Here is an 8369-nt window from a genome sequence, read left to right on the forward strand (position 1 = left end):
CCTGGCCGCCGCGTGCAGGTCGGGCACCTCCGGCCCGATCACGACGGGCCCGGGGCCGAAGCGCGCCACCACGCCGCGCGCCGCGTCCTTGACGCCGTCCGCGCCGCCCACGATGACGATGAGCCGGTCGCCCTGCACCCCGGCGAGCAGCTCGTGGCCGAGGCGCCGCCCCTTGTCGCGCAGCCCGTCGATGACGCTCTGCGGATCCTCGTCTGGGGCGTACCCGGCGAAGACGACGACCGGCGCGGAGGTCCAGCCGAGCGCGGCGGCCCACGAGTGCAGCCCGTCGTCGACCTGGCCGCGCACCAGCGCGTCCACGATCAGCGCCTCCAGCCGGGCGTCCCACGAGCCGCGCGCCTCTGCCTCCCTGGCGTACACCTGGGCGGCGGCGAAGGCGACGTCGCGCGTGTAGCGCAGCATCGCGTGCCGCAGCAGTTCCGCGCCGCCGGGCGCGGCCAGCTCCTCGACCTGGGCCTCGACGACCTCGACGACGATGCGGACGAGGTCGACCGTCTGCTGGAGCGACACGCTGCGCTTGAGCTCGCGCGGCGCGGTGCCGAAGAACTCGATGCTCGGCGTCGGCCGCCCCTCGCCCGCGTGGCCGAACCACTCCACGAACGCCGCGATGCCGGCCTGCGCCACCAGACCGACCCACGACCTGTCCTCCGCAGACAGCGCGCGATACCAGGCCAGCCGCTCCTCCATCCTGGCCATCGCGGCCGTCCCGAGGCTGCCCATGGCCCGGTCGAGCCGCCGCGCCGTGTCCTCCCGGATCTTGTCGCTCATCGGCACACCGTCTCCGGCCATCCGGACGACGTCGTCGCTCTGCCCGTCCGCACGCACCTGTCCGCCGTTCCACGCGCCCCGCTCGCTCACGCCCTCTAGCGTGCCAGGTCATCCCGGTGATCGTGCCGTACGGGGGTGTGGACGCTGTCGCCGCAGGTCGGAACGGCGGCCAGCGGCCTCAGGAGCCGATGCGGTGCAGCACGACGATGTCGTCCCGGTCGAGACGCATCTCGTAGCCCTCGTTCAGGTAGCTGTCCACCACGCCGCGCAGGTCGTTGTTGACCGAGGCCACGATCCAGGGCGTGCCCCGCTTCTGGTAGTCCCACCACAGCACGGTCGTCCGGCCGGACAGCCGCGCGCCGAAGTCGTCGGTCGCCTCCACCACCACGCCGTCGGGGACCATGCTCATGGCCTGCTCCCGGGCCTCCGTACGCGGGTCGGGATGGTAGAAGTCCGGGCTCATCAGGTTGTCGAACGGCCGGTAGGGGACCGTGGTGACCGCGACCGCGAAGACCGCGGCGGCGTAGGCGAGCCGCAGGCCGTGCCCGGGGCGCGGCACCCCGCGCCGCTCCAGCCACCGGATGAGCCGGGCGGCGCCGTCCACCCCGGCCATCAGCAGGATCACGATCACGAACGCGTCGTAGTGCCAGCCGGTCGACCACCAGTTGTCGGAGTCGGCCAGCAGCCGCTCCAGGATCAGCGGCAGCGCCGCCAGGAACAGCGGGGACAGCAGGCACAGGAACAGCGCCGGCCACAGCAGCAGGCCCCAGGTGTCCCACTTCGAGTGGTCGTCGAAGAGCATGGCCACGAACTCGTGCGGGCGCGTGACGGCGCTCCACAGCATCTGCGGCAGGTCCTCGCCGAGCTTCGAGTAGCGCGTGTAGTACGCCGGGTTGCCGCCCGCCAGGGGGATCACGAACTTGCGCACCACCTCGAACGCGGCCACCCCGGTGAAGACCAGCTCGGCGCCGAGCCTGCGCTGCCCGGTGAGGAACAGCCAGACGCCGAGGCCCGCCACCATGAGGCCCAGGTCCTCCTTGGTGAGCAGCAGGCCGAGCACCGCGAGCAGGCCGGGCAGCCGCCGCCCGGCGTGCAGCCGTTCGACGGCGATCGCGCTCAGCAGCGGCACGAAGGCCACCTCGTGGAACTCCACCGCCGTCGCCTGCGCGATCGGCCAGGAGATGGCGTACGCCACGGAGACGAGGTAGGCGTGCGGCGTGCCCAGCACGCGGCGGGTGAACATCCACACGAACGGGATGGCCAGGGCGAACAGCACGGCCTGCGTCACGAGCAGCGTCTCGGGCCCGTCGTGCAGCCAGTAGAGGGGCGCCAGCACGGCCAGGATCGGCGAGAAGTGGTCGGCGAGCTGGATGTAGTCCATGCCGAGGCCGCCGGTGACCCCGCGCAGCGCACCGTGGGCGCCGAGAAGTGCGAGTATCCGCGCACCGCCTGGTCGAAGATGACCAGGTCGTAGGTGCTCACCTGGAAGTGGGCGAACCTGAGCAGGGAAAGGGTCCAGTTCAGGGCCGCCGACAGCGCGCAGAGCACGGACAGCGCGATCACATGGCGGTTCGACTTCCAGAACCGCGGCGCGGGGCGCGGGTCCGCCTCGCCGCCCGGCCGTTCCTCCGGTTCGGCGGGGGCCGTGGCGCCGGCTGTGTCTCCGGGTTCCGCCTCGCCGGCCGCCCGGGTGCCTGCGGTGTCTCCTGGCTCCGCGACGGCCGTTCCGTCCACGGCGGCTGCCTCCAGGGTGTCGGGGTCGCTGCCTTCCCGGGGCGGCTCCTCCGCCGGTTGCCCGGACGTCGCGGTCCCCGTGATCACGAGGAGGAGAGTAGGCCCTTCGGGCGGGAACGGTCTATACGCGTGTATCCCCGGAAATTCCCCGTTGGGACGCCCGATGCTCCCACCTGGGCCTCCTCCCATGTGCCGATGAATCTTTCACCGGCCCGTACGGGCTCAGATGACGGCGACGGCCGTGATGAGGCCGATGAAGAAGTGCGTCACGCCGAGGAGGACGGCGGCGGGCTGCAGCGTGGTCTCCCGGACGAGCTCACGCACCGAGATGCCGGCGACCTTGTCGAAGGCCACCATGCCGATCGTCTGCACGGCGATGCCCACCAGGCCGAACACGAGCGTCGCGAGCAGCCCCTCGCGCAGCGCGCCGCCCGACGACCAGATGGAGGCCGCCACGACGAGCCCGACGCCGGCGACGCTGGAGGCGGCCAGCACCGTGGCGTTGGGATTGCGGTCGGTACGGATGATCTTGCTGAGGCGCCCGGGCGTGGCCAGGTCCACGACGTAGAACCCGGCGACGAGCAGCAGCACGCCCAGGATGGCGTACGCGAGGATCGCCAGGGCGCCGTGTGTGAGCACGTCGGCGATGGAGGTTGTGGTGTTCACGGGGGGCCTTCGCTTTCAGCCGTGGATGCGGTGGGGGACGAAAGAGGACGTGTCGTCGGTGACGAGGCCGGAGGTCTCCCGGATGCCGAGCCCGGCCGACTCGTCGTCGACCATCCACGCCCCGAGCACCGGACGCCAGCCGTCGAAGTCCGGCAGCGGCAGGAACTCCTGGTAGACGAAGCCCTCAGTGCCGTAGTCGCCCTCGGTCTCCACCTCGACGCCCGGTGCGGCGATCCGCATCGATGCGCCCTCGCGGCCGAGCAGCGGCTTGCGCACGTAGCCAGGTCCGCCGGCCAGCTCCCGGGGACCGTCGAGGTAGGCGGGCAGCAGGTTCGGGTGGCCCGGGTACAGCTCCCAGAGGATCGCCAGCAGGGCCTTGTTGGACAGCAGCATCTTCCACAGCGGCTCGATCCACGTCATCGAGATCTGCTGCGCGAGCGCGTGCGGCGCGAACGGCTCGGCGACGATCCACTCCCAGGGGTACAGCTTGCACAGCGTGCGGACGACTCGGTGCTCCATGTCGACGAACCGCCTGTTGAGCGCGTCCCAGCCGATGTCCTCCATGGCGATCGCCGCCGTGACGAGCCCGGCCTGCTCCGCGGTCTCCTGGAGGTAGCCGATGGTCATCGCCTCCTCGCCCGTCTCGTCGGCGCTGGTCCACGCGAAGTGGGCCGGGCCCGTCTGGAGCGTGAGGGACTTCCAGCGGTCGACGAGGCGCTCGTGGATCGAGTTCCACTGGTCGTCTTCGGGATACACGTCCTTCAGCCAGAACCATTGCACGACGGAGCTCTCGACCAGGCTGGTCGGGGTGTCGGCGTTGTACTCCAGCAGCTTGGCCGGTCCCGTGCCGTCGTAGCGCAGGTCGAACCGGCCGAAGACGTGCGGGTCGCGCCGCCGCCACGACTCCGCGACGGCCGCGCGGCAGTGCGGCGGGATGCCGAGGTCGGCGAACCGGCCGCAGGCCACGATGTGGTCGGCCGCGGCCAGGCACATCCGGTGGAGTTCCTCGACCTGCTCCTCCAGGGCGAGGACCTCCTCCATCGTGAAGACGTAGTGGACGCTCTCGTCCCAGTAGGGCCGGGTGAGGCCCTCGGGGTGGGCGGAGCGGTGGAACGCGAGCCCCTGCGACTCGATGAGGGCGGCCCAGTTCTCCCTGGGCGCCGAGGTCAGCCTGCGCACGTGCCGGCCCCGCTCAGCCGCCGCCGCCGGAGTGGAAGCCGAAGCCGCCCCGCTGCACGACCCGCCCCGACCGGGTCGTGATCTGGGCATCGGCCGGTTTGACCGTCGTGCCGCGGTAGACCCGGCCGCCGCTGCGGGTGCCGCCGTAATACCAGCGGTACGCGCCGTGCGAGCCGGAGTAGTGGCTGTGGCCGTCGTCGTCGTCGCAGTAGTCGTCGTCGACGACCACGTACGACCCGTCCGGGTTGAGTGTCGAGGTGTCCACGCAGTCCGCGCCGACCTCCTCGTAGTCGTCCTGCGCCGCGCAGAAGCCGACGACGAGGACGGACAGCACGCCCAGGGTGCCGAGCTTGATCGCCGTGGAGGACTTGATGCCGCTCGACGGCGGCGGCGTCTCCGGCCGCGGCGTGCCCATGGCCATGGGATGGGTGGGCAGGGAGGAGCCGTCGGGTGGCGTCGTCTTCGGTGGGGGGCTCTCCCCGGGTTCTGCCAATCGGGCTCCTGCTGTCGAGATCGGCACACATTATCGTCTGGTTGGACGAACGGGACAGGCTGATGCGGGGTTCCTGACGAGTCTGTTATGTCCGCCCGGCTGAGATCCCGTACGCCGGGTAGCGTGCCGGATGTGGATCCCGTCGAGGCGCTGAAGCGCATCGCCTTCCTGCTGGAACGGGCCGGCGAGCCGACCTACCGCGTGCGCGCCTTCCGAGGCGCGCCGCCGCCATCGAGGGCCTGCCCCGGGAGGAACTGGTGCGGCTCGCGCGCACCGGTGGCCTGACCGACATGAGGGGCATCGGCAAGGTCACGGCCCTGGCCATCACCGAGGCGCTGGACGGCGCCGTGCCCACCTACCTGCGGCGGCTCGAGGACACCAAGGACGTCGACCTCGACGAGGCCGCGCAGGCGCTGCGCTCGGCGCTGCGCGGCGACTTCCACAGCCACTCCGACTGGTCGGACGGCGGATCGCCCATCGAGGAGATGGCCGACGCCGCCCGCTCGCTCGGTCACGAGTACCTGGCGCTGACCGACCACTCGCCCCGGCTGACGGTCGCGCGCGGCCTGTCCGCCGACCGGCTGCGGCGGCAGCTCGACGTGGTCGCCGAACTCAACGAGCGGTACGCGGGGGACGGCGGCCCGCCGTTCCGCGTCCTGACCGGCATCGAGGTGGACATCAACACCGACGGCTCGCTCGACCAGGAGCCCGAGCTGCTCGAACGGCTCGACGTCGTGGTGGCGAGCGTCCACTCGCTGCTGCGGATGGACGCCGCGGACATGACCCGGCGGATGGTCACGGCGGTGGCCGACCCCCACGTGGACGTACTCGGGCACTGCACCGGCCGCGTCGTACGCGGACGGGGGCGGCCGGAGTCGCGGTTCGACGCCGAGATCGTCTTCGAGGCGTGCCGGCGGTTCGGGGTCGCGGTGGAGATCAACTCCCGGCCCGACCGGCTCGACCCGCCCAAGCGCCTGATGCGGCTGGCGTACGAGATGGGCTGCGAGTTCGCGATCGACTCCGACGCCCACGCGCCCGGCCAGCTCGACTGGCAGCGGTTCGGGTGCGAGCGCGCGGCCCTGTGCGGCATACCGCCCGAGCGCATCCGCAACACCCGTCCCTGGGGGACTACTGCAGACTTGGGGTGATAGTGCTGTGGCGTCCGAGTGAGGTGTGTTGGGCGGGTTTCGCCGGACTGATCGACGTAGCGTCGAATCATGAAACGCCGCGACGCGCTGGTGAAGGAGCTGGAATCCGGCGGATGCCTGTCGGCCCGCGAGCTCGCCTCGCGCCTCGGGGTCAGCAAGAGCACCGTCGTGCGCGACGTCGCGAAACTCCGGGAGGCCGGTGTCCCGATCCGGCTCGACCAGGGCGGGTACGCGCTCGCGGGCCCCGACGCCGTGAAGCGCGCCATCGACAGGGCGCTGCGCGGGCGGCACGTGCTGCGCCTGGAGTACGTCAACAGCAAGGGCGTGCCCACCGTCAGGGACGTCGAGCCCAGCATCTGCCTCGGTGGCCGCGGCGGGCACTGGTATCTGGTGGCCTGGTGCCGGCTGCGCGACGACGTGCGCGTCTTCCGGCTCGACCGGATCTCGTGGGCCGAGGTCATGGACGAGCGCTTCCCCGAGCCGGGGCGCGACCGCCTGGCCGAGCTCGCCGAGGCCGTCGGCGGCTGAGCCTGCTGAACGGGCGCCGCTCGGATGTCCGTGCTGACGTGCGTCGATGTGAGATAGTCGAACGCGTCAGCGAGAAATGTCGGTGGGGTGGCCTACCCTCTGCGGCGTGAACCGTACCGACCGGCTCTACGCGATCGTCGAGGACCTGCGGGCGATCTCCCCGCGCTGCCGGTCCGCGCGTGAGCTCGCCCTGCGCTTCGAGGTGAGCTCGCGGACCATCGAGCGGGACATCTCCGCGCTGCAGCAGGCCGGCGTGCCGATCTACGCGGAGGTCGGGCGCAGGGGAGGGTACGCGCTGGACAAGAGCATGTCCCTGCCCCCGCTCAACTTCACCCCCGCCGAGGCCGTGGCGGTGGCGATCGCTCTCAGCCGCACAGAACAGCAGCCCTTCGCCGACGAGGCGCGCAGCGCGCTGCGCAAACTCGTCGCCGCCATGCCCGGCCCCGAGGGGGAGCGGGCCCGGCAACTGGCCGCCCGGGTGCAGATCCTCACCGAGGACAAGCCGGAGTCCCGATACACCGGGTCGATCGGCAGGGTCATCGAGGAGGCCCTGCTCAAGGGCGTCGTCTTACGCATCCACTACGGCGACGCGCAGGGCGTGCTGACCACCAGAAGTGTGGAGCCCGGGGCGTTCGTCGGCGGGCGGAGCGGGTGGTGGTACCTGGTGGCCTGGTGCCGGCTGCGCGACGCCGTCCGCGTCTTCCGGCTCGACCGGATCGCCGAGGCCGTCCTCACCGAAGATCCGGTGCCCGGCCGGCCCTTGGAGGCGTTCGACGCGGGTGTGCCCGACATGATCGCGCGGACGCCGGTGCTCGACTGAGTGGGAATTCGAAAAGATGTTCGTGAATTTCTGGAAACACCGACAGGGGGGTGTCGCCGAAGGGCGGGAGGCTCTACTCATGCGACGACGGACCGGCCGCGGTCGATCGAGCGCCTTCCCCGCTCGTCACGCGCCCGCCATCCGCAGATGGAGCACGAGCGCCGTCGCGCAGGAGATCGAGCGCCCCCCATAAGGCAACAGAGAAAGAGGCCGAAGATGACCACTCCCGCAGCCCCCGCCGTCAACACGGTCGCCTGGTTCGAGATCGCGAGCGACGACCCCGAGGGCGTCCAGCGGTTCTACGGCGACCTGTTCGGCTGGCGGTTCCGGACCGACGAGGACTCGGCCGCCGTGGGCATGGACTACCGGCTCATCAGCTATGACGGTGACGACGAGCTGCGTGGCGGCGTGTTCGGCACCCGTGGCGACATGCCCGGCCACGCCGTCTTCACCGTGCTCGTGCAGGACGTGGCCGAGACCTGCCGGAAGGTGGAGGCACTGGGAGGGAAGGTGCTCAGCCAGGTCGTGGGCATCGAGGGCGGCCCCGACTTCGCCTACCTCCACGACACGTCCGGCAACCTCTTCGGCGTCTTCACCCCGGCCGCTTCCTGACCGGCCCGCGCCGCGTGGTCCCCGTCTCCGCGACGGCGGTTCCCGTCCCCCGGTCGATACCGGTGGCCGAGGCCGGCTGACAGGTGAGCGGCGCGCGAGGAGCCGACTTCTGATTCTCGCATCGGCCTGTTTCCGACACGCTGGGCGGCGTGGTGGCCGAGGCCGGTGACGGAGAGCCGAGTGATGACGCTGGAGCGAGCAGATTCCTGATCTTCGCGACGGCCGGTGCCTGACCGGCCGGAGCGTACCCAGGCCGTCCGAACGCCCGCCGGGATCCCCCCTCCCGTGCTTCCCCTGCGGCGCCTTTCCCCCGGGCCCTTCCCCTCCGGGCCGTCAGGGCGCTCGGACGGCCATACCCCGCCTCCGCCGGCCGGGCGGGGTCCGCCGGCCGCCCGTTCGAGGT

General features: G+C 71.5%; 10 protein-coding genes and 1 pseudogene. 5 read left to right on the plus strand and 6 right to left on the minus strand.

What is annotated here, in order from left to right; genetic code table 11:
• The 6 genes and pseudogenes from B1L11_RS43195 to B1L11_RS43215 form a co-directional block, all read right to left on the minus strand.
• Window positions 1-807 (minus strand): annotated as a pseudogene (locus B1L11_RS43195) (PucR family transcriptional regulator); the annotation flags it as partial.
• Between the two features lie 157 nt (window positions 808-964).
• Window positions 965-2167 (minus strand): DUF2079 domain-containing protein, encoded by a 1203-nt coding sequence (locus B1L11_RS43200; protein ID WP_079320942.1) that lies wholly within the window; start codon window positions 2165-2167, stop codon window positions 965-967.
• Window positions 2071-2607 (minus strand): hypothetical protein, encoded by a 537-nt coding sequence (locus B1L11_RS46260; protein WP_143737971.1) that lies wholly within the window; start codon window positions 2605-2607, stop codon window positions 2071-2073. The genes B1L11_RS43200 and B1L11_RS46260 overlap by 97 nt, the downstream gene beginning before the upstream one ends.
• Window positions 2608-2742: 135 nt before the next feature.
• Window positions 2743-3186, minus strand: a complete 444-nt coding sequence (locus tag B1L11_RS43205) for a DUF350 domain-containing protein (protein WP_079320943.1) — start codon at window positions 3184-3186, stop codon at window positions 2743-2745.
• A gap of 15 nt (window positions 3187-3201) precedes the next feature.
• Window positions 3202-4365, minus strand: a complete 1164-nt coding sequence (locus B1L11_RS43210) for a glutathionylspermidine synthase family protein (RefSeq protein ID WP_079320944.1) — start codon at window positions 4363-4365, stop codon at window positions 3202-3204.
• A gap of 13 nt (window positions 4366-4378) precedes the next feature.
• Window positions 4379-4858 carry a hypothetical protein gene (locus tag B1L11_RS43215; protein WP_256863406.1) on the minus strand — a complete coding sequence of 160 codons (480 nt, stop codon included), beginning with the start codon at window positions 4856-4858 and terminating at the stop codon, window positions 4379-4381.
• Between the two features lie 132 nt (window positions 4859-4990).
• Here B1L11_RS43215 and B1L11_RS53470 point away from each other — a divergent pair, with 132 nt between their 5' ends.
• From B1L11_RS53470 to B1L11_RS43235, 5 genes are all read left to right on the plus strand, one after another.
• Window positions 4991-5143, plus strand: coding sequence for a hypothetical protein (locus B1L11_RS53470; protein WP_256863407.1), 153 nt, complete (start codon window positions 4991-4993; stop codon window positions 5141-5143).
• A complete protein-coding gene (locus B1L11_RS43220; RefSeq protein ID WP_256863408.1) occupies window positions 5116-6006 on the plus strand; it encodes a PHP domain-containing protein in 891 nt (296 codons plus the stop codon). The genes B1L11_RS53470 and B1L11_RS43220 overlap by 28 nt, the downstream gene beginning before the upstream one ends.
• Before the next feature lie 69 nt (window positions 6007-6075).
• Window positions 6076-6534, plus strand: coding sequence for a YafY family protein (locus B1L11_RS43225; RefSeq protein ID WP_079320946.1), 459 nt, complete (start codon window positions 6076-6078; stop codon window positions 6532-6534).
• A 106-nt stretch (window positions 6535-6640) separates the two neighbouring features.
• Window positions 6641-7354, plus strand: coding sequence for a YafY family protein (locus B1L11_RS43230; RefSeq protein ID WP_079320947.1), 714 nt, complete (start codon window positions 6641-6643; stop codon window positions 7352-7354).
• 216 nt (window positions 7355-7570) lie between these two features.
• Window positions 7571-7966, plus strand: coding sequence for a VOC family protein (locus B1L11_RS43235; RefSeq protein WP_079320948.1), 396 nt, complete (start codon window positions 7571-7573; stop codon window positions 7964-7966).
• Window positions 7967-8369 lie beyond the last annotated feature (403 nt).

Origin of the sequence: Microbispora sp. GKU 823, from assembly GCF_002027145.1 — a bacterium.
Taxonomy (GTDB): Bacteria; Actinomycetota; Actinomycetes; order Streptosporangiales; family Streptosporangiaceae; genus Microbispora; species Microbispora siamensis.